Source organism: Streptomyces sp. NPDC058295 (assembly GCF_042880655.1).
GTDB classification, from domain to species: domain Bacteria; phylum Actinomycetota; class Actinomycetes; order Streptomycetales; family Streptomycetaceae; genus Streptomyces; species Streptomyces coriariae.
Genome location: NZ_JBHVYO010000054.1, coordinates 32,374 through 53,562 on the forward strand (window position 1 = coordinate 32,374; position 21,189 = coordinate 53,562).

The following is a 21,189-nucleotide window of genomic DNA, read 5'->3' on the forward strand; positions in this document are numbered from 1 at the left end:
CCACGGGTGATACGCCCGCGGACCCACCCCCGGCCGTCCTAGGCTCCTGAGCCCGGACAGGTACGGCTGGGGGAGGCGTCATGGATGGGACTCCGGCGCGGGCGCGCGCCTACGCCGCCTGTGTCGCCCTCGGCGCCCTCCTCTGCACGCTCCCCTCGCTGCCCGGCGCGCGCACCCCCTGGTGGGCCGTCGCCCTGCTCGCCGCCCTGTACGCCGGCGGCGAGCGGATCGCCCGGCGCAGGTTCGCCGGCACCCTCCACCCCGTGCTGCTGGCCGGGGCGTTCCTGCTCTCGCCGGCCGCGGCCGCTCTCGTCCCGCTGCCCGGGGCGCTGTTCTCGCACGTCGAGCGGCGCCCTTTTCTGCTGCGCCGGGTCTGGCGGGCCGCCCACGCGTCGCTCGCCGTGTGGGCGGCCGCCCGGGCGCACGCCGCGCTCGGCGGGCGGGACGCGGTGGCCGGTTCCGACCTGCCGTACGCGCTGGTGCCGGCCGGCGCCGCCGTGCTGGTGTTCTGCGCCGCGCTCGCCCTGCTGGACGGCGGGATGCTCGCGCTCGCCGAGGGGCTGCCGCTGCGGCGGGCCTGCCGGGGGCTGTTCCTGCGCTCCCTGGCGCCGCTGGCGGTGCACGGGCTCGGCGGGCTGATGATGGCCGTGCTGTGGCTCAGCCCGTACGGGCCGGTGGCCGCCCTGCTCGTGCTGTTCCCGATGGCCGTGTCGTGGTGGGTGTTCGCCCAGTACCACCGGGAGCGCGCCGCTCACCAGGCGACCATCCGCGCCCTGGTGCAGGCCGTCGACATCAAGGACGGCTACACGCGCGGCCACAGCGAGCGCGTCGGCCAGGCCTCGGTGCTGATCGGGCGCGAACTGGGGATGGACGAGAGCCGGATCGACATGCTCCGCTTCGCCGGGATCCTGCACGACGTCGGCAAACTCGGCGTCCCCACCCGGCTGTTGCGCAAGGAGGGGCCGCTGACACCGCAGGAGCGGCGCGTGATCGAGCTGCACCCCGAGTACGGGCACGAGATCACCCGCGGGATCTCCTTCCTCGGCGAGGCCCGCTCGGCGATCCTCCACCACCACGAACGCATCGACGGCAAGGGCTATCCGTACGGGCTGGTGGGCAGCCAGATCCCGGAGCCGGCCCGGGTGGTCGCCGTCGCGGACGCCTTCGACGCCATGACGTCCACCAGGTCCTACAGCAGGGCCCGGCCGGTGCACGTCGCCCTGGAGGAGCTGCGGCGGTGCGCGGGCGCCCAGTTCGACCCCCGGATGGTCGCGGCGCTGGCGCACGTCATCACCCGGGACGGCTGGCATCCGGTCGTGACCGCCGAGGAGGACCGGCCGGCCGTGCCCGCGCAGAACTCCGACGACCGGTCCGAGGTACGCCGATGACCGTCCGCCGCTCGCATGTCGCCCTCCACTCCGCGGCCGCGCTGCTCGTCGCCGCCTCCCTCCTCGGCACGTTCCTGACGGGTGTCGAGGACCGCCCCGTCGCGCTCGCCTTCGGGATCCTCGTCGCCGTCGGGGAGCTGACCCGCCCCCAGAGCGGGCCCCGGCTGCGGGAGGCCGCGCCGCTCGGCGCCGCCGGTTCACTGTCGTACGCGCTGGTCGGAGGGCACGCCGGGCACCCCACGCAGCACGGGGTCACCCAGGTCGTGGCGGTGGTGGTCACCGCCTCCCTGCTCGGCAGCGTGCCGCAGCTGGCCCGTGGACAGGCCGTCCTCGACCACCTGGTCCGGCGGGTACTGGCCGTCGGGTTCGCCGCCGTCTGCTTCCAGCCGCTCCACAACCGCGGGGTGTTCGACGGCTGGAGCGGGCCCGCCTACGCGCTGCTGCTGCTCGCGCTGCTCGTCCTGACCGTCCTGTGCGACGCCGTGGTCGCCGCCGCGCTCGCCCACTCGCGTACCGGCTGGCCGTTCGCCCCGCTGCTGCGGGACGAGTTGCGGGCGGTGCCCGGGATCGGCTCGGCGGTCTGCGCGACGGGGGCGGTGATGGCGCTCGCGGTGGCCGTCGTCGGGCTGTGGGCGCTGCCGGTGTTCTCGGTGCCGCTGCTGCTCACCCAGCTGTCGCTGCGCCGGTACGCGGCGGTGCGGGCCACCTACCGGCAGACCATCGCCTCGCTGGCCCGTGCCACGGAGATCGCCGGGTACACCCCGGCCGGGCACGCCCGCCGGGTCGCCGCCCTCAGCCAGGCCGTGGGCCTGGACCTGGGGCTGCCGGAGCCCGAGCTGACCGTCCTGGAGTACGCGGCCCTCATGCACGACATCGGCCAGCTCAGCCTCGTCGACCCGGTCCCGGCCGGCGCCACCGCCGGGCTGCCGGCGGCCCAGCAGCGGCGGATCGCGCTGCTCGGCGGGGCCGTCGTCCGCCAGACCGGAGCGGGCGCCCAGGTCGCCGCGGTCGTCGAGCGGCAGGCCGACCCCTACCCGGAGCAGCCGGTGGCCGCGCGCATAGTCCGGGTGGTGAACGCATACGAGGAGAAGGTCCGGGGCAGCGGTCCCGGTGGGCCCCTCACCGCCTTGGAGGAGCTGCGCCTCGGCACCGGCGGGGAGTATGCGCCCGAGGTGGTGGAGGCCCTGGCCAGGGTGCTTTCGCGGCGTTGTCTGACCTCGCCCGTGGGTGGGTAACCCATGGGTAATGAGCGGCTCTCCGGCCACACGTGGTTGGATGCGAGGGAGAGAGTGTCCGGGGGCACTGGCCAGCCCACAGAACGGAACTGGCAGGCGGGAATCGTGAGGATCTTCGGCAAGGGACGGCACCGGCCCTCCGCCTCCTGGCGGCAGGCCACCGACCGCGCGTTCACGCTGATCGGCGACGGGCGGTACGAGGACGCGGGGGCGCTGCTGACACGTGCCGCCGACCTGGAACCCTGGCTGTCCGAGTCCTGGTTCAACCTCGCCCTGCTGCACAAGTTCCGGCACGACTGGGAGCAGGCCCGCACGGCGGGGCTGCGGGCCGTCGCCCTGCTCGACCGCGAGGCCGGCGCCCCCGACTGGTGGAACGTGGGCATCGCGGCCACCGCCCTCCAGGACTGGCCGCTGGCCCGCCGCGCCTGGCAGGCGTACGGGCTGCGGGTGCCCGGCAACGCCATAGGCGCGGGCGAGCCGGTCGGTATGGAGTTGGGCAGCGCGGCCGTACGGCTGTCGCCCGAGGGCGAGGCCGAGGTGGTGTGGGGGCGGCGGCTGGACCCCGCCCGGATGGAGGTGCTGTCCATCCCGTTGCCGTCGTCCGGGCGGCGCTGGGGCGAGGTCGTGCTGCACGACGGGGTACCGCACGGCGAGCGGACCACCGCCACCGGCCACTCCTACCCGGTCTTCGACGAGATCGAGCTGTGGGCGCCGTCGCCCGTGCCGACCTGGGTCGTCCTGCTGGAGGCGGCCACCGAGTCCGACCGGGACGCGCTGGAGCAGCTGGCGGCCGACGCGGGCTTCGCGGCGGAGGACTGGTCGTCGTCGGTGCGGCTGCTCTGCCGGATGTGCTCGGAGTCACGGATGCCGTCCGACGAGGGTGACGGCGAGCATCTCGACCCGCACGACCACAGCGAGCCGGGGCATCCGGGTCCGCTCGGGCACCGGACTGATGGGCAACTGTGGGTGCCGGAGCGGGAGTGCGGCGTGGCCGCCCCGGCCTCTCTGGTCCGGGGGTTGCTGGACGGGTGGGTCGCCGACAGCCCCGATTCCCGGGACTGGCGGGATCTGGAAGAGGTCTGCTGACCGCTTTCGACCGCGTGTTCGTCGTGGCTGGTCGCGCCGTTCCCCGCGCCCCTGAGGGGGCGCGCTGCCCGTACCCTGTATCGAGCATTCACCCCCTGTCTGTTTGAGGAAGGCATCGTCGGTCATGGCGCAGCAGGACACCGATCAGCAGCACGCGGGCGTGCTCCCCGTGGACGACGAGGGCTTCGTCATCGACACCGAGGAGGCGGAGGCGCGCGAGCTGGCATGGCGTGAGGCCGGCACCTCGCGGCCGATCACCGTCGTCGGGAACCCGGTGCTGCACAAGGAGTGCAGGGACGTCACCGAGTTCGGTGAGGAGCTGCGGCAGCTGGTCGCGGACATGTTCGCCTCGCAGCACACCGCCGAGGGAGTGGGCCTGGCCGCCAACCAGATCGGCGTCGACCTGAAGGTCTTCGTCTACGACTGCCCCGACGACGAGGGCGCCCGGCACACCGGCGTCGTCTGCAACCCGAAGCTCGTCGAACTGCCCGCCGACCGGCGCCGGCTGGACGACAGCAACGAGGGCTGTCTGTCGGTGCCCACCGCCTACGCGCCGCTGGCCCGTCCCGACTACGCCGAGGTGACCGGGCAGGACGAGCAGGGCAACCCGATCAAGGTGCGCGGCACCGGTTACTTCGCTCGGTGTTTGCAGCACGAGACCGACCACCTGTACGGCTACCTCTACATCGACCGTCTGTCCAAGCGTGAACGCAAGGACGCCCTGCGGCAGATGGCCGAGAACGAGCCACGTTATCCCGTGGTCGCCAACGACTGAGCCCACCCGCACCACCACGACGCCCGGCCGGGATCCTTCCGGCCGGGCGTCGTTCGTGTGTCCGACGGACGTTCGATCGCTTACGCACATCTACTGCACATCTGCTGATCCGTAACCAGTCATGCAGGGGGGATTCTCGGCATGTTGGGGTGGTGAATGAAGCAAATCCGTTCCCAGAACGGTCAGTTGTAGTGCTGAATGGGAAGTGCGGGGATACGCAACGGCGCACGCCCGGCACGGGGGGAGGGGTGTGTGCCCACTGGCGGCTGAGAGGGGTTGTCCGTGCCAGCTTTCCCATACAGCACCACATACAGCACCACAGCGACGGTGGCCGCGCCCGCGGTCCCTCCCTCGCTCTCTCTTCCGGTCATCGAGGCGGCGTTTCCCCGGCAACTGCATCCGTATTGGCCCCAGTTGCAGGAGAAGACGCGCTCCTGGCTGCTGGAAATGCGGTTGATGCCGGCGGACAAGGTCGCAGAATATGCCGACGGACTTTGCTACACCGACCTGATGGCGGGCTTCTACCTCGGCGCACCCGACGAGGTCATGCAGGCCATCGCCGACTACAGCGCGTGGTTCTTCGTCTGGGACGACCGGCACGACCGCGACGTCGTTCACGGCCGGACGTCCTCCTGGCGGCGGCTCAGGTTCCGCTTGCACGCGGCCCTGGACGCCCCGGCGGAGCATCTGTGCCACCCGGATCCGCTGGTCGCCGGGCTCGCGAACAGCGTGAGCCGGCTGCACTCCTTCCTTCCCGGTACCTGGAACGCCCGGTTCACCCGGCACTTCCACGCCGTGATCGACGCGTACGACCGGGAATTCCACAACCGAATCGAAGGGCGCATTCCAGGGGTCGAGGAATACCTGGCGCTGCGGCGGCTCACGTTCGCGCACTGGATCTGGACCGACCTGCTGGAGCCGAGTGCGGGACAAGAACTCCCGGACCCGGTGCGGAAACACCCCGCATTTCACCGCGCGGCGCTGCTGAGTCAGGAATTCGCCGCCTGGTACAACGACCTCTGCTCGCTTCCCAAGGAAATAGCGGGCGATGAGGTGCACAATCTCGGAATCAGTCTCATCACCCATGAGGGACTGACCCTGGAAGAGGCCGTCGAGGAAGTCAGGCGACGCGTCGAGGAATGCATTTCCGAGTTCCTCGTCGTCGAGAAGGACGTCTTAAGGCTCGCCGACCGGCTGGCCGACGGGACGATCCGCGGAAACCAACTCGGCGCCGCAGTGCGGTCCTGTCTCGGCAATATGCGGAACTGGTTCAGTTCCGTCTACTGGTTCCACCACGAGTCCGGCCGATACATGGTCGACAGCTGGGACGACCGGTCCACGCCCCCGTACGTCAACAACGAAGCGGCAGGTGAGAAATGACCGTCGAGTCGGTGAAACCCGCGACCCCCGCGGCGCCCGAACTGCGCGAGCCACCGTTGGCCGGTGGCAGGGTTCCGCTCCTCGGACACGGCTGGAAGCTGGCCCGTGACCCGCTGGCCTTCCTGGCCCAGCTCCGCGACCACGGCGACATCGTCCGCCTCAGGCTCGGCCCCAAGACGGTGTACGCCGTCACCGCGCCGGAGCTCACCGGCGCCCTGGCGCTCAGCCCGGACTACATCATCTCGGGGCCCCTGTGGGAGTCCCTGGAGAGCCTGCTCGGCAAGGAGGGCGTGGCCACGGCCAACGGCCCGCTGCACCGCCGTCAGCGGCGCACGATCCAGCCCGCGTTCCGGCTCGACGCCATCCCCGGTTACGGGCCGATCATGGAGGAGGAGGCGTACGCGCTCGTCGAGCGCTGGCGGAACGGCGAGGTCCTCGACGTCACCGCGGAGGCCTTCCGGGTGTCCGTGCGCATCTCCGCCCGCTGTCTGATGCGCGGCAGCTATATGGACGCCCGGTCCGAGCGCATCACGTCCGCGCTCGCCACCCTGTTCGCCGGTATGTACCAGCGCATGGTGGTGCCCCTCGGGCCGCTTTATCGGGTACCGATTCCGGCCAACCGCGAATTCAACCGGGCGCTGGCCGATCTGCATCGGCTGGTGGACGAGATCATTGCCGACCGCCGTGCATCCGGTCAAAAACCGGACGATTTGCTGACGGCTTTGCTGGAGGCGAAGGACGGGAATGGTGACCCGATCGGGGAACAGGAGATCCACGACCAGGTCATCGCGATACTCACCCCGGGCAGCGAAACAGCCGGCTCTGTGGTCATGTCGCTGCTCCACGTCCTCACCGAGCACCCCGACCAGGTGGACAAGATCCGCGAAGAGGTGAAAAGCGTCGTCGGTGACCGGCCGGTCGCATTCGGCGACGTCCGAAAGCTCCAGCACACCGCCAATGTCGTCGTCGAGACCATGCGGCTGTATCCCGCCGTATGGATATTGACCCGGCGCGCGGTGACCGAGACCGAGCTCGGCGGCTACCGCATTCCCGCGGGCGCCGACATCGTCTACAGCCCGTACGCCGTACAGCGCGATCCGCGGTCGTACGAGCGGCACACGGAGTTCGATCCCGACCGCTGGCTGCCCGGCGGCGCCCCGGAGGTGCCGAAATACGCCATGACGCCGTTCGGCGTCGGCAACCGGAAGTGCCCGAGCGACCACTTCTCGATGGCCGAGCTGACGCTGATCACCGCGGTGGTGGCGTCCGCGTTCCGCTTCGAGCCGGCGCCGGGCTCCGACAACCGGACGCACATCGGCATCACGCTCCGGCCGCGCCGGCTGCTGCTGCGGGCGGTGTCCGGGTGAGAACCGCGGCTCAGGCGACGGCCTGCGGGCCGCGGAACGTGCGCCGGTAGGCGTTGGGGGACGTCCCCAGCGCCTGCACGAACTGGTGGCGCAGGGCGCCTGCCGTACCGAAGCCGGCGCGCCAGGCGATCGCGTCCACCGTCTCGTCCGTCGCCTCCAGCAGGTGCTGGGCCAGCAGCACCCGCTGACGCAGCAGCCACCGGTAGGGGGTGGTGCCCGTCTCCTGCTGGAACCGGCGGGCGAAGGTGCGCGGTGACATGTGGGCGCGTTCCGCGAGTTGCTCCACCGTGACCTCCTCGTCGAGGTGTTGCTCCATCCACGCGAGCACCTCGCCGACGGTGTCGCACCGCGACCGGGGCAGCGGCCGCTCGATGTACTGGGCCTGGCCGCCGTCCCGGTGCGGCGGCACCACCATCCGCCGGGCGATCCGGTTGGCGACCTCGGGCCCCTGCTCCTTGCGGACCAGGTGCAGACAGGCGTCGATACCGGCGGCCGTGCCGGCCGAGGTGATCACCGGGTCCTCGTCGACGTACAGCACGTCCGGCTCGACGGCCGTGCGGGGGTAGCGGCGGGCCAGCACGTCCGCGTGCCGCCAGTGCGCGGCGCAGCGCCGGCCGTCGAGCAGCCCCGCGGCGCCCAGCACGAACACCCCGGAACACACGCTGAGCACCCGGGCACCCCGGTCCACGGCCCGGCGCAGCGCGTCGAGCAGCTCGGGCGGATACACGCGGTCGATGTTCGCGTCCGCGGCCGGTACGGCGATCAGGTCGGCCTCCTCCAGCCGGTCGAGGCCGTACGGCGTGGACACGGTGAGCCCGCCGACGTGGGTGCCCAGGACCGGGCCCTCCGCCGACACCACGGCGAAGTCGTACACCGGAAGCCCCTCGTCGCTCCGGTCGAGGCCGAACACCTCGCAGACGACGCCGAGTTCAAAGGGATGCACACCGTCGACCAGGACGGCGGCCACGTTCTTCAGCATGATCGGCCTCGCTTCGGCAGCATGCTCCCAGTGTGCACCCGAAGTGGCAGGAATTTGAAGGTGTGCGGCAGTCCTGCCACTGCCGGTCAGGAGTGTCCGGCAGCAGACTGATGTCCATGAACACGAACCAGATCGAAGGCCTCATCGGAATGCTCATGGTCCTCGGGATCCTCGTCCTCCTGGTCCTCCCGTCCGTGCTCGGCGTCGTGCGCGACCGGCGCGCCGACCGGCAGATCAGGGAGGCCCAGGAGGCCCGGGGGGAGAGGGAGGGTCAGAAGTCCTCGTCCAGGTCGACGGTGCCCTCCACCGCGACCTGGTACGCCGACGGACGGCGCTCGAAGAAGTTGGTCAGCTCCTGAACGCCCTGGAGCTCCATGAAGGAGAAGGGGTTCTCCGAGCCGTACACCGGGGCGAACCCGAGCCGCGACAGACGCTGGTCGGCGACGCACTCGAGGTACTGGCGCATCGAGTCGGTGTTCATGCCCGGCAGCCCCTCGCCGCACAGGTCGCGCCCGAACTGGAGCTCGGCCTCGACGGCCTCCCGCAGCATGGCGGTCACCTCCTCCTGGAGCTGGTCGTCGAAGAGGTCCGGCTCCTCCTTGCGGACGGTGTCGACCACCTCGAAGGCGAAGCTCATGTGCATCGTCTCGTCACGGAACACCCAGTTGGTGCCCGTGGCGAGGCCGTGCAGCAGGCCCCGGCTGCGGAACCAGTAGACGTACGCGAAGGCGCCGTAGAAGAACAGGCCCTCGATGCACGCGGCGAAGCAGATCAGGTTGAGCAGGAAGCGGCGGCGGTCGGCCTTGGTCTCCAGCCGGTCCAGCTTCTCGACCTCGTTGATCCACTTGAAGCAGAACTCGGCCTTCTCGCGGATGGACGGGATGTTCTCGACCGCGTCGAAGGCCGCCGTCCTGTCCTCCGGGTCGGGGAGGTAGGTGTCCAGCAGCGTCAGATAGAACTGGACGTGCACGGCCTCCTCGAAGAGCTGCCTCGACAGATAGAGGCGCGCCTCGGGGGAGTTGATGTGCTTGTACAGCGTGAGCACGAGGTTGTTCGCCACGATCGAGTCGCCCGTCGCGAAGAACGCGACCAGCCGGCCGATCATGTGCTGCTCGCCCTCGGACAGCTTCGCCAGGTCGGCGACGTCCGAGTGGAGGTCGACCTCCTCGACGGTCCAGGTGTTCTTGATGGCGTCCCGGTAGCGCTCGTAGAAGTCCGGGTAGCGCATCGGGCGAAGGGTCAGCTCGAAGCCCGGGTCGAGCAGGTTCTTGGCAGACACGGTCTTGGCTTCGCTGGTCATTACTGGCAGGCCTCGCAGGACTCGGGGTTCTCAAGGGAGCAGGCGACGGCCTCTTCCGAGGTCACCTGCTGCACGGGGATGGCGGCGGGGGTCTGCGCCTGGGCCGCGCGGGCGATACGGGTCGCCGGGCGGGAGCGCAGGTAGTACGTCGTCTTCAGGCCCGACTTCCAGGCGTACGCGTACATCGAGGAGAGCTTGCCGATGGTCGGCGTCTCCAGGAACAGGTTCAGGGACTGCGCCTGGTCCAGGTACGGGGTGCGGGCGGCGGCCATGTCGATCAGGCCGCGCTGCGGGATCTCCCACGCCGTGCGGTACAGGGCGCGCACGTCCGCCGGGATCCAGGAGAAGTCCTGCACCGAGCCGCTGGACTCGCGCAGCGCCTCACGGGTGCGGGCGTCCCAGACGCCGAGGTCCTTGAGGTCCTGCACCAGGTAGGAGTTGACCTGGAGGAACTCGCCGGACAGCGTCTCGCGCTTGAACAGGTTGGACACCTGCGGCTCGATGCACTCGTACACGCCCGCGATGGACGCGATGGTGGCGGTGGGGGCGATGGCGAGGAGCAGGGAGTTGCGCAGGCCGGTCTGCGCGATCCGCTCGCGCAGGGCCGCCCAGCGCTCGGGCCAGCTGAACTCGACGCCGTAGTGGTCCGGGTGCAGCACGCCCCTGGCCGTACGGGTCTTCTCCCAGGCCGGCAGCGGGCCGTTGCGCTCGGCCAGCTCGGCGGAGGCCTCGTAGGCGGCGAGCATGATGCGCTCGGCGATCCGGGTGGACAGCGCCTTCGCCTCGGGCGAGTCGAAGGGCAGCCGCAGCTTGAAGAAGACGTCCTGGAGACCCATCGCGCCCAGACCGACCGGACGCCAGCGGGCGTTGGAGCGGCCCGCCTGCTCGGTCGGGTAGAAGTTGATGTCGACGACCCGGTCGAGGAAGGTGACGGCCGTGCGGACGGTCTCGTCCAGCCGCTCCCAGTCGATCGTGCCCGCCGTCGCGTCGACGAACGCGCCGAGGTTCACCGAACCCAGGTTGCAGACCGCCGTCTCGCCGTCGTCCGTGACCTCCAGGATCTCCGTGCAGAGGTTGGAGGAGTGCACGACGTGGCCCGGCTCGGCCGTCTGGTTGGCGGTGCGGTTGGCCGCGTCCTTGAAGGTCATCCAGCCGTTGCCGGTCTGCGCGAGGGTGCGCATCATGCGGCCGTAGAGATCACGGGCCGGGATGGTCTTCTTCGCGAGGCCCGCCTCCTCGGCCTTGCGGTAGGCCGCGTCGAACTCCTCGCCCCACAGGTCGACGAGCTCGGGCACGTCGGCGGGGGAGAACAGCGACCAGGGGGCGTCGGCGTTGACCCGGCGCATGAACTCGTCCGGGATCCAGTGCGCGAGGTTCAGGTTGTGCGTCCGGCGGGCGTCCTCACCGGTGTTGTCCCGCAGCTCCAGGAACTCCTCGATGTCGGAGTGCCAGGTCTCCAGGTAGACCGCCGCCGCGCCCTTGCGCCGGCCGCCCTGGTTCACCGCGGCGACCGAGGCGTCGAGCGTCTTCAGGAACGGCACGATGCCGTTGGAGTGCCCGTTGGTGCCACGGATCAGCGAACCGCGGCTGCGGATCCGGGAGTACGACAGTCCGATGCCGCCCGCGTGCTTCGACAGCCGGGCCACCTGGTGGTAGCGGTCGTAGATGGAGTCCAGCTCGTCCAGCGGCGAGTCGAGGAGGTAGCAGGACGACATCTGGGGATGCCGGGTACCGGAGTTGAAGAGCGTGGGGGAGGACGGCAGGTAGTCCAGACGGCTCATCAGCCGGTAGAGCGCGGCGACCTCGTCCAGGGAACGGGGCGTGTCGTCCTCGGCGAGGCCGGAGGCGACGCGCAGCAGGAAGTGCTGCGGCGTCTCGACGACCTTGCGGGTGATCGGGTGCCGCAGGAGGTAGCGGCTGTGCAGGGTGCGGAGCCCGAAGTAGCCGAAGCGGTCGTCGGCCTGTTCGTCGATCAGGGCGTCGAGGCGGACCGCGTGGACGCGCACGAACTCGGCGGTGCGGTCGGCGATCAGGCCCTCGCGGTGGCCGACGGCGACCGATCCCGTGAACGAGGTGACGCCCTGGGAGGCGGCCTCCGCGGCGATGCTGATCGTCAGCAGCCGGGCGGCCAGCTTCGAGTAGGCGGGGTCCTCGGAGATCAGGCCCGCGGCCGCCTCCGTGGCCAGCTCGCGCAGCTCCGCGGTGATCTCGGAGGCAGCCCGTGCGGACCGGCCGCGCAGGGCGGCGGCGGCGACCCGGCCGGGGTCGGCGGCGGGCAGGTCGGCGGTCAGCTCGGTCAGGGTCCGCAGCAACGCGGTACCGGGACCGTCGGTCTCCAGCTCGGTGACGGAAACCGGCTCGGCTGGCGCGATGGTCACGTGGGGCTCTCCCTCGCTCGGCGGTGGGCCTTGCGGAGGGCAGGGGGCAGCACACGAGCGCGCGGGGGCGTCGCGTCCACCGGCCCACTCCACGAGACCCGGACGTCAGGGCACCCGGACCGGACGGCCGGGCACGCTGTCGGCAGGACCTCGGACTGAACAGGCGTGCGCATACGGGTATGGATGCACGCGAGTACACCGTTGCGGGACAGTTCCGGATTCGCACCGGATTCCCCTGCGGCGACAGCGAGCATGAGCATACATCTTGTGCTCACCTGTCACGCCACCCCCAGATGTTGTGTCGGGGTGGTTTCAGAGCGTCAGCTGACAGGCGATCAGGGTGAGATCGTTCCGGTCTGACAGGGGATTCCGGTTCCGCTCGGGTGTGCGGACGGAACCCCGACGTCCGCGGCCGCGAGGGGCCGCCCGCGGCGCGCCGTTCGGGCAGCCCTGCCGCGCGAGATCCATGGCCCCGGGTGTGCCCGACGCCCGGGTTACGGAGCCTGCCGGGAGTGATTCCACGGAAGGAGGCGTCGGCACCCGGACCAGTCCGGCGCACCGGCCCGGCGGCGCCTGCATCCGTTCGTCGCCGAGGCCGGCGACCTGGTCGCCCTCGCCCTGGAGACCGGACAGCCCGAGCGGTTCCTGTGGATCGACGAGAAGGGCGTCGCCGACAACATCGGCGCCCGCGCGGGCGGCACCGGGGGATACCGCAAGCACAGCCAGTGGATTCCGCCCTCGGTCGGCTGGAGCACCCTCGACCCGCGCGCCCAACGTCTCGTCGCCGACGTCCTGGTGATGCTGAACCTCATCGAACGCGACGGGCACCCGGACGAGGTCGAGGAACGCCTGGCCCGCATGGAACAGCCCGGAATGTCGTTGCCGCCCTGTATCCGTACGGACCGGGAGCCGCTGCGACCGGGACTGCGCGTCGGCACGTCCACCCCGCCCGCACCGGGCACGACCTGTCTGCCCGACTGCAGGTTCCAGCTCTGCCCGTACCCGCCCCGGGGCGGGGTGCCCCGGGGCGAGATCCGCGAGCCGTTCTGCCGTCAGCAACATGCCCTGCTGCCCGGCAGCGTCCGGCGCCGGCTGCCCCGGGCGCTGCGCAGAAAGACCCCGCACTGGGTCGGCATGCGGGTCCGTGAACTGGACCGTTTCTGGGACGCGACGGCCAGACGGACGCGGGACTGGGCCGGGTCCGCGAAGTCCCGCCCGGCGCTGCTTTGCGGACACCACCCAGGACCTGTCCGGCCGGCCATCGCGTACCCCGGGGACAGCCCTAGTGGCCGGCGCCCGCCGTCGCCGGGGGCAGCTCCACCGCCACGCCCGGGTCGCCCGCGTCCGCCGTGTAGTCCTCCGGCTTCGTCTCGTCGATGCCGTCGGGAGCCTTGGCGGCCCTCAGCACGAAGGTCAGCACCACCGTGACGACGACGTTGATCACGAACGCCGTGAGACCGATGTAGCCGATCTCGCCGATGCCCGGGATCTCCTTCGACGAGCCGCCGAAGTGCTTCTGGGTCGGGGACGCGACACCGTACGCGGCGAAGGTGCCGTAGACCATGCCGACCGCCCAGCCGGCGAGCAGGGCCCAGCGGTGGAACCAGCGGGTGAAGAGGCCGCCGACCAGGGCCGGGAACGTCTGGAGGATCCAGATGCCGCCCAGCAGCTGGAAGTTGATGGCGACCGTCTTGTCCATGGTGAGGACGAAGACCAGGGCGCCCACCTTCACCAGGAGCGAGACCAGCTTGGAGACCTTCGTCTCCTGCGCGGGCGTCGCGTCCGGCTTGATGAAGTCCTTGTAGATGTTGCGGGTGAAGAGGTTCGCGGCCGCGATCGACATGATGGCCGCGGGCACGAGCGCGCCGATGCCGATGGCCGCGAACGCCACCCCCGCGAACCAGGACGGGAACATGTCCTCGAACAGCTGCGGGATCGCCAGCTGCCCGTTGGTGACCTTGACCCCGGCCGCGATCGCCATGAAGCCGAGCAGCGCCAGCAGACCCAGCATCAGGGAGTACAGCGGCAGGATCGTGGTGTTGCGGCGGATCACCTCACGGCTGCGCGACGACAGCGTCGCCGTGATCGAGTGCGGGTACATGAACAGCGCCAGCGCCGAGCCCAACGCCAGCGTGGCGTACGTCCACTGGCCGGGTTCCGCCGGTGCCAGCGCGCCGCGCGGCTTGCCCGTCGCCGGGTTGGTCTGGCTGAACGCCTCGCCGGCCTTGGCGAAGATGTCGTCGAACCCGCCCAGCTTGATCGGGATGTAGATGATCGCCACCGCGATGACGATGTAGATCAGCGTGTCCTTCACGAACGCGATCAGCGCGGGGGCCCGCAGACCCGAGGAGTACGTGTAGGCAGCCAGCACGCCGAACGCGATCAGCAGCGGCAGGTCCTTCACGAACCAGTTGGTGTCCTCGCCGCCACCGACGCCCATCACGTCGAGCACGGCCTGGATGCCGACCAGTTGGAGCGCGATGTACGGCATCGTCGCCAGGATGCCGGTGACGGCGACCGCCAGCGACAGGCCCTTCGAGCCGAACCGGCCCCGCACGAAGTCCGAGGTCGTCACATAGCCGTGCTTGTGGGACACCGACCACAGGCGGGGCAGGAAGGTGAAGATCAGCGGGTAGACGAGGATCGTGTACGGCACCGCGAAGAAGCCGGCCGCGCCCGCCGCGTAGATCGCCGCGGGTACCGCGACGAAGGTGTACGCGGTGTACAGGTCGCCGCCGAGCAGGAACCAGGTGACCCAGGTGCCGAACGACCGGCCGCCGAGGCCCCATTCGTCGAGGCTGTCGTTCTCGGCCTTGCGCCACCGCGCGGCCAGGAAGCCCATGACCGTGACGGCCAGGAAGAAGAAGATGAAGACGGCGAGCGCGACGCCGTTCACGCCGTCCTTCACTCCGACGCACCACCCTCCGGAGAGGAAGCCGAAGAACCGGCGGCGCGGCCGCGCTGGTCACGCTGCCACAGCTTGTACGCGGTCACGGTGAGCGCGGCGGACAGGGGCACCCACAGCATCTGGTACCAGTAGAAGAAGGGGATCCCGATGAACGCCGGATCCACCTTCGCGTACGAACCCACCCACAGCATTGCCACGAAGGGCGCGATCAGACAGAGGGCGATGGCGACGCGCGCAGGCGTCACCACCGGTTCCCTCGTTTCCTCGTCGGACATCGGCGGCCGTCCCCTCACTCTGATCGCCTTGATCACAGATGTAATGCGCAGGCAATGTAAGTGACGGATAAGCCCAGCGGAAGACCCTCCACAGACCCTCTACCAGGTGGCCTGCTCGGCAGCCTCCTCGATGGCCTGCTCCATGGCCTACTCGGTGGGCCGCTTCAGTCGGGCCACGAACTTGTACCGGTCGCCCCGGTACACCGACCGCACCCACTCCACCGGCCGGCCGTCCTGGTCCAGTGAGTGGCGGGAGAGCATCAGCATCGGCAGGCCCACGTCGGTGCCCAGCAGGCCCGCCTCGCGCGGGGTGGCCAGCGAGGTCTCGATGGTCTCCTCGGCCTCGGCGAGACGGACGTCGTAGACCTCGGCGAGGGCGGTGTAGAGCGAGGTGTACTTGACCAGCGACCTGCGCAGGGCCGGGAAGCGCTTCGCCGACAGATGGGTCGTCTCGATGGCCATCGGTTCGCCGTTGGCCATGCGCAGGCGCTCGATGCGCAGCACCCGTACGCCGGCCGTTATGTCGAGGAGGTCGGCGAGGCGGTCGTCGGCGGTGATGTAGCCGATGTCCAGGAGCTGCGAGGTCGGCTCGAGGCCCTGGGCGCGCATGTCCTCGGTGTACGAGGTGAGTTGGAGTGCCTGGGACACCTTCGGCTTGGCGACGAAGGTGCCCTTGCCCTGGATGCGCTCGAGGCGGCCCTCGACGACGAGTTCCTGCAGCGCCTGGCGGACGGTCGTGCGCGAGGTGTCGAACTCGGCCGCCAGGGTGCGCTCCGGCGGGACCGGGGTGCCCGGAGACTGTGTCTCCGTGATGTCGAGCAGGTGTTTCTTCAGGCGGTAGTACTTGGGCACACGCGCGGTACGGACGGTCGCCCCACCCTCGTTCTCCGCACTGCTGACGTCGGTGCTCATGGCCTGCCTTCCCGGCTGCGGGTGCCGAAATGGCCGACACGCCGTCGGCCGCGGCTCACATCGTGGCACGGACGCGGGGATGGTGCCCCACCGTTCCGTGATCCCTCTGTATACCGTCGCAACCTTTGCTGGTCTAGTCCACCAGGGCAAATGGTCTACCGGAGCGGCGCCCTCCGGAGCTCGGGTTTTCGAGGGCTTCTTACTTAAAGGTTCCTGCATATGTAGGTCCCATAACGGCTGTTCGGAGGGGGTTCGGCCACCCTTGACAGGCTTATTGGTCTGAGCCAAGCTCTGCGCACTGGTCTACACCATTGGTCCAGATCGAGTTCCCGGCCCGTGGGCGGGGGGTGTGGCATCCCTGAGGAGGATGGCGTGAAGCGCAAGCTGATAGCCGCGATCGGTATCGCGGGCATGATGGTCTCCATCGCGGCGTGCGGGGACGACAGTGGCAGCGGGGACTCGAAGGGCACCGACGCCAAGGAGCTGACGGTCTGGCTCACCGTCGACGCGCAGAACAACTGGCCCGAGCTGGTGAAGGCCGCCGACGCTGCGGTGCAGAAGGCGCACCCCGGCGTCAAGATCAACCACGAGTACTACGGCTGGCCGGACAAGAACGCCAAGCTGGACGCGGTTCTCGCCACCGACAAGGCCCCCGACGTCGTCGAGATGGGCAACACCGAGATGCTCGGCTACATGGTCAAGGGTGCCTTCGCTCCCCTGGACACCGCCAAGTTCGACAACTCCTCCGCCTGGCTCGACGGCCTCAAGGCCTCGGTGACCTACGACGGCAAGACCTACGGCGTCCCGTACTACGCGGGCGGCCGGGTCGCCAACTGGCGCAAGGACCTCTTCGCCTCGGCCGGCGTCAAGACCACCCCGAAGACGTACACCGAGCTGACCGCCGCCCTGGACAAGGTCCAGAAGAAGGAGGGCGACAAGTTCTCCGCCTGGTACCAGCCCTCCCGTGACTGGTACGCGGCCATGTCCTTCGTGTACGACGCCGGCGGCTCCATCGCCAAGGAGGACGGCGGCCAGTGGAAGGCCAACCTCTCCTCGGCCGAGTCGATCAAGGGCCTCAACGAGTTCAAGAACGTCCTCGACACGTACATGCACGGCGACAAGACCAAGGACGAGTCCGACCGTTACATCGTCTACGGCCAGGGCAAGTCCGGCATGATCTTCGCCCCCGCCTGGGAGGGCGCGACCGCCGCGGCGAAGGAGAACGACAAGACCGGCAAGCTCGCGAACAACGTCGAGAACTTCGTGATGCCCGGCCCGTCCGGCAAGAACCTCCCGGTCTTCCTGGGCGGCTCCGACCTCGCCGTCCCGGTGAAGTCGGACGCGCAGGCCCTGGCCGCCGAGTGGATCAACGCCTTCACCGGTCCGTCCGGCCAGAAGGGCCTGATCGCCAAGGGCAACCTGCCCAACAACAAGACCGACCTCGCGACCCTCAAGAGCGATCCGGCCACCGCGGTCCCGGCCACCGCCGCCGAGTCCAACTGGTTCGTCCCGATGGCTCCCGGCTGGGGCCAGGTCGAGAAGGCCCAGGTGCTGCAGACCATGCTCCAGAGCATCGGCACCGGCAAGAAGACGGTCGAGGCCGCCGCGAAGGAAGCGGACGCCGCGATCGACAAGGTCATCAACACCAAGTGACCTGAGGGCAGGGCCCCGTCGACCCCGGAGGGCTTCATCGGGGCGGGGCCCTGCCTCCCGTACGACCCGTACGGGGCTTCGCCTTCGTACGACCCGAGGGACCGCTGAGGAGCGCGCGGATGAGTGCCGCAGACACGACCACTGCCAAAGTGCCGCCGACGCGGCAGTCGCCACCACCACCGCCCGCGGGCGGACCCGGCGAGAAGAGACCACGCGGCGGCCGCGGTTCCCGCGGGGCCACGACCCCCTGGCTGCTCCTCGCCCCCTGCCTGCTGGTGCTCGCCCTGGTGATGGGCTATCCGCTGGTCCGGCTGGTCACCCTCTCCTTCCAGAAGTTCGGGCAGTCCCAGCTGTGGGGCTTCCAGCCGGCCGAGTCGGTCGGGTTCGACAACTTCACGGGCGTGCTGGACGACGGCGAGTTCTGGCAGGTCGTCTTCCGCACGATCGTCTTCGCGGCCGGCTGCGTGATCTTCACGATGGTCATCGGCATGCTGATCGCGCTGCTCCTCCAGCGGGTCTCCGGCTGGGTGAAGACCCTCGTGAACATCGCGCTCGTGGCCAGCTGGGGCATGCCGGTCATCGTCGCCACCACGGTCTTCAAGTGGCTGTTCGACGCCGACTACGGCATCCTCAACGCGGTCCTGAGCAGGCTGCCGGGCGTCGAGCTGATCGGCCACAACTGGTTCGCCAGCGGACCGCAGGGGCTGGCGGTCATCATGCTCCTCGTCGTCTGGGGCGCCGTGCCCTTCGTGGTCATCACCCTCAGCGCCGGCCTCACCCAGGTGCCCGCCGAGCTGGAGGAGGCCGCCCGCCTCGACGGCGCGGGCGCCTGGGGCGTCTTCCGGTACGTCACCCTGCCCATCCTCAAGCCGATCATCGTGATGCTCACGACCCTGTCGGTCATCTGGGACATGGGCGTGTTCCCCCAGGTCTTCGTCATGCGCAACGGACACCCGGAAGCCGAGTTCCAGATCCTGACGACGTACTCCTACGACCGCGCCTTCGTCGTCAACGACTACGGACAGGGATCGGCGATCGCCCTGATCACCGTGCTGCTGCTGCTCGGGGTGGTCGCCGTCTACATGCGCCAGATGCTGAAGATCGGAGAGGTCGAATGAGTGCCGTTGCCTCCGAGGCGAGCCGGGCGGGAAGCCGCTCCGGACGCCGCAGGTCGAAGTCCGGCTGGAACCTCCTCGGCGTGCTCGTCTTCGTCGTCGCGGGTTTCCCCGTCTACTGGATGCTCAACACCGCGTTCAAGCCGGCGAAGGACGCGATCGACCCGGACCCGAGCCTGCTGCCGACGGGACTCACCCTCGACAACTTCAGCCGCGCGCTGCACATCGCCGACTTCTGGGGCCCGGTGGGCCGCAGCCTGCTCGTCTCCCTGGCGGTCGTGGCGATCGGCGTCGTCGTCGGCATGCTGGCCGCCCTGGCCATCTCCCGGTTCGCCTTCCGCGGCCGCAAGATCGTGATCGTGGGCATCCTGGCCGTCCAGATGGTCCCGCTCGTCGCCATGATCATCCCGGTCTTCCTGCTCCTGAACGACCTGGGCCAGTACGACAAGCTGACCGGCCTGATCCTCACGTACCTGACCTTCATCCTTCCCTTCACGGTGTGGACGTTGCGCGGCTTCATCGTCAACATCCCCAAGGAGCTGGAGGAGGCCGCGATGGTCGACGGCTGCTCCCGCACCGGGGCCTTCGTCCGGGTGGTCTTCCCCCTGCTGGCGCCAGGCATGGTCGCCACCTCGGTCTACGGCTTCATCCAGGCCTGGAACGAGTACCTCTACGCCCTGATGCTGCTCAGCCAGAAGAACCAGACGGCCACCGTGTGGCTCAGCAACTTCTCCACCAAGCACGGCACCGAGTACGCCCCGATGATGGCCGGCGCCACCATGATGGCGCTGCCGATCGTCGCCCTCTTCCTCCTCGTCCAGCGCAAGATGGCCGCGGGGCTGACCGCGGGCGCCGTGAAGGGATAACGCCCCCGATGACGACAATCGCCAGCGGCACCGACACTCTCACCCGTGACGCCCTGACGGTCCTCCAACCCGGCTTCCCCGGCACCACCGCCCCTGACTGGCTGCTGCGCCGCCTGGGCGAGGGGCTGGCCTCGGTGGGCCTGTTCGGCCGGAACATCGCCTCGCCGGAACAGCTCGCCTCGCTGACCGCGCAGTTGCGCGCGGAGCGGGAGGACGTCCTGGTCGCGATCGACGAGGAGGGCGGAGACGTCACGCGCCTGGAGGTGCGTACCGGCTCCAGTTTCCCCGGCAACCACGCGCTGGGCGCGGTGGACGACGTCTCGCTCACGCTGGAGGTCGCCGCGGAGCTGGGCCGCCGCCTCGCGGAGTGCGGCGTCAACCTCAACTGGGCGCCCTCCGCCGACGTGAACTCCAATCCCGCGAACCCGGTCATCGGGGTCCGCTCGTTCGGCGCCGACCCCGCCCTGGTCGCCCGGCACACCGCCGCGTACGTCACCGGCCTCCAGTCGGCGGGCGTGGCGGCCTGCACCAAGCACTTCCCCGGTCACGGCGACACGGCCGTCGACTCCCACCACGCGCTCCCGCGCATCGACGCCGACCCCGCGGTCCTGACGGAACGCGAACTGACCCCGTTCCGCGCCGCCATCGCCGCCGGCACCCGCGCCGTGATGAGCGCGCACATCCTGGTCCCCGCCCTGGACCCGGCCCGACCGGCGACCCTGTCCCCGCGCGTCCTCACCACCCTGCTCCGCGAGGAACTCGGCTACGACGGCCTGATCGTCACCGACGGCATGGAGATGCAGGCCGTCGCCGCGACCTACGGCATCGAGCGCGGCAGCGTCCTCGCCGTCGCGGCCGGCGCCGACGCCATCTGCGTGGGCGGCGGCCTGGCGGACGACGAGACGGTACGCCGGCTGCGCGACGCCCTGGTCACCGCCGTCCGCACGGGCGAACTCCCCGAGCGACGCCTCGCGGACGCGGCGGAACGGGTGCGGGCACTGGCCCGCTGGACGGCTTCGCGGAACACGGCCGCGGGCGGCCCCGACGAGGGAACGGCGCGCGCGGGCCGCGGCGCCGGGCGGGCCGATGTCGGCCTGATCGCCGCCCGCCGGGCGCTGCGCCTCACCGGCGACGACGTCTTCACCCCGCTCACCGACCCGCCGTACGTCGCCGCGCTCACCCCGGTCGCGAACATCGCCGTCGGCGACGAGACCCCCTGGGGTGTGGCCGCGGAGCTGGGCCGGCTGCTGCCGGGGACGCGGACCGGCAGCTTCGCGGGCGCGGACGCGGGACACGCGGCGCTGGCCGCGGCGGGTGAGCGGCGGATCGTGGCCGTGGTCCGCGACGAGCACCGGCACCCCTGGATGGCGGCGGCCCTCGACACCCTCCTCACGGCGCGCCCGGACACGGTCGTCGTCGAGATGGGCGTCCCCCAGGCCCCGCCCCGCGGCGCCCTGCACATCGCCACCCACGGCGCGGCCCGGGTGTGCGGCCGCGCGGCGGCGGAGGTCATCGCGGCCGGCACGCACCCCTGAACGCCGGCACGACGAAGGCGCCGGGCTCCTCTTCGGG

17 protein-coding genes and 1 riboswitch are annotated in these 21,189 nt (G+C 70.3%); of the genes, 11 read left to right on the forward strand and 6 right to left on the reverse strand.

Going from position 1 to position 21,189, the window contains the following annotated elements:
• Positions 1-80 precede the first annotated feature (80 nt).
• The 6 genes from ACFVYS_RS37175 to ACFVYS_RS37200 all read left to right on the forward strand — a co-directional run bounded on the left by ACFVYS_RS37175 (position 81) and on the right by ACFVYS_RS37200 (position 7,231).
• Positions 81-1,388: an HD-GYP domain-containing protein gene (locus ACFVYS_RS37175; protein WP_389509388.1), complete on the forward strand. Its 1,308-nt coding sequence runs from the start codon at positions 81-83 to the stop codon at positions 1,386-1,388.
• Complete coding sequence (locus ACFVYS_RS37180) at positions 1,385-2,623, forward strand: HD-GYP domain-containing protein (RefSeq protein ID WP_389509390.1); 1,239 nt, start codon at positions 1,385-1,387, stop codon at positions 2,621-2,623. The genes ACFVYS_RS37175 and ACFVYS_RS37180 overlap by 4 nt, the downstream gene beginning before the upstream one ends.
• A 105-nt stretch (positions 2,624-2,728) precedes the next feature.
• Entirely contained in the window at positions 2,729-3,709 is a 981-nt protein-coding gene (locus ACFVYS_RS37185; protein WP_020130775.1) for a hypothetical protein, read from the forward strand.
• A gap of 124 nt (positions 3,710-3,833) precedes the next feature.
• Positions 3,834-4,484 (forward strand): peptide deformylase, encoded by a 651-nt coding sequence (gene def / locus ACFVYS_RS37190; RefSeq protein ID WP_142266110.1) that lies wholly within the window; start codon positions 3,834-3,836, stop codon positions 4,482-4,484.
• A gap of 327 nt (positions 4,485-4,811) precedes the next feature.
• Positions 4,812-5,864, forward strand: coding sequence for an epi-isozizaene synthase (cyc1, locus tag ACFVYS_RS37195; protein ID WP_389509393.1), 1,053 nt, complete (start codon positions 4,812-4,814; stop codon positions 5,862-5,864).
• Positions 5,861-7,231, forward strand: coding sequence for a cytochrome P450 (locus tag ACFVYS_RS37200; RefSeq protein WP_389509395.1), 1,371 nt, complete (start codon positions 5,861-5,863; stop codon positions 7,229-7,231). The genes cyc1 and ACFVYS_RS37200 overlap by 4 nt, the downstream gene beginning before the upstream one ends.
• 10 nt (positions 7,232-7,241) lie before the next feature.
• On the opposite strand, the gene ACFVYS_RS37205 is transcribed toward ACFVYS_RS37200, so the two are convergent.
• Positions 7,242-8,210, reverse strand: a complete 969-nt coding sequence (locus ACFVYS_RS37205; protein WP_389509397.1) for a helix-turn-helix domain-containing protein — start codon at positions 8,208-8,210, stop codon at positions 7,242-7,244.
• A 116-nt stretch (positions 8,211-8,326) separates the two neighbouring features.
• Between ACFVYS_RS37205 and ACFVYS_RS37210 the strand changes: the two genes are divergently transcribed.
• A complete protein-coding gene (locus tag ACFVYS_RS37210; RefSeq protein WP_057603344.1) occupies positions 8,327-8,569 on the forward strand; it encodes a hypothetical protein in 243 nt (80 codons plus the stop codon).
• Here the strand turns inward: ACFVYS_RS37210 and ACFVYS_RS37215 are convergent.
• The 5 genes from ACFVYS_RS37215 to ACFVYS_RS37235 all read right to left on the reverse strand — a co-directional run bounded on the left by ACFVYS_RS37215 (position 8,482) and on the right by ACFVYS_RS37235 (position 15,983).
• Positions 8,482-9,510 (reverse strand): ribonucleotide-diphosphate reductase subunit beta, encoded by a 1,029-nt coding sequence (locus tag ACFVYS_RS37215; RefSeq protein WP_389509399.1) that lies wholly within the window; start codon positions 9,508-9,510, stop codon positions 8,482-8,484. The two genes, ACFVYS_RS37210 and ACFVYS_RS37215, sit on opposite strands and share 88 nt — an antisense overlap.
• Complete coding sequence (locus ACFVYS_RS37220) at positions 9,510-11,888, reverse strand: ribonucleoside-diphosphate reductase subunit alpha (protein ID WP_389509401.1); 2,379 nt, start codon at positions 11,886-11,888, stop codon at positions 9,510-9,512. Before ACFVYS_RS37220 ends, ACFVYS_RS37215 begins: the two co-directional genes overlap by 1 nt.
• 145 nt (positions 11,889-12,033) lie before the next feature.
• Positions 12,034-12,123, reverse strand: a riboswitch (cobalamin riboswitch).
• Positions 12,124-13,170: 1,047 nt separating this feature from the next.
• Entirely contained in the window at positions 13,171-14,796 is a 1,626-nt protein-coding gene (mctP, locus tag ACFVYS_RS37225; protein ID WP_054242768.1) for a monocarboxylate uptake permease MctP, read from the reverse strand.
• Positions 14,793-15,071 carry a DUF3311 domain-containing protein gene (locus ACFVYS_RS37230; RefSeq protein WP_389509403.1) on the reverse strand — a complete coding sequence of 93 codons (279 nt, stop codon included), beginning with the start codon at positions 15,069-15,071 and terminating at the stop codon, positions 14,793-14,795. Before ACFVYS_RS37230 ends, mctP begins: the two co-directional genes overlap by 4 nt.
• A gap of 147 nt (positions 15,072-15,218) precedes the next feature.
• Positions 15,219-15,983: a GntR family transcriptional regulator gene (locus tag ACFVYS_RS37235; protein ID WP_389509405.1), complete on the reverse strand. Its 765-nt coding sequence runs from the start codon at positions 15,981-15,983 to the stop codon at positions 15,219-15,221.
• A gap of 372 nt (positions 15,984-16,355) precedes the next feature.
• Between ACFVYS_RS37235 and ACFVYS_RS37240 the strand changes: the two genes are divergently transcribed.
• The 4 genes from ACFVYS_RS37240 to ACFVYS_RS37255 all read left to right on the forward strand — a co-directional run bounded on the left by ACFVYS_RS37240 (position 16,356) and on the right by ACFVYS_RS37255 (position 21,152).
• Positions 16,356-17,636, forward strand: coding sequence for an extracellular solute-binding protein (locus ACFVYS_RS37240; protein ID WP_389509407.1), 1,281 nt, complete (start codon positions 16,356-16,358; stop codon positions 17,634-17,636).
• Between the two features lie 119 nt (positions 17,637-17,755).
• Positions 17,756-18,754, forward strand: a complete 999-nt coding sequence (locus tag ACFVYS_RS37245) for a carbohydrate ABC transporter permease (protein ID WP_389509409.1) — start codon at positions 17,756-17,758, stop codon at positions 18,752-18,754.
• Positions 18,751-19,617, forward strand: a complete 867-nt coding sequence (locus ACFVYS_RS37250) for a carbohydrate ABC transporter permease (RefSeq protein WP_028806995.1) — start codon at positions 18,751-18,753, stop codon at positions 19,615-19,617. Before ACFVYS_RS37245 ends, ACFVYS_RS37250 begins: the two co-directional genes overlap by 4 nt.
• Positions 19,618-19,625: 8 nt before the next feature.
• Positions 19,626-21,152, forward strand: coding sequence for a glycoside hydrolase family 3 protein (locus ACFVYS_RS37255; RefSeq protein WP_389509411.1), 1,527 nt, complete (start codon positions 19,626-19,628; stop codon positions 21,150-21,152).
• Positions 21,153-21,189 lie beyond the last annotated feature (37 nt).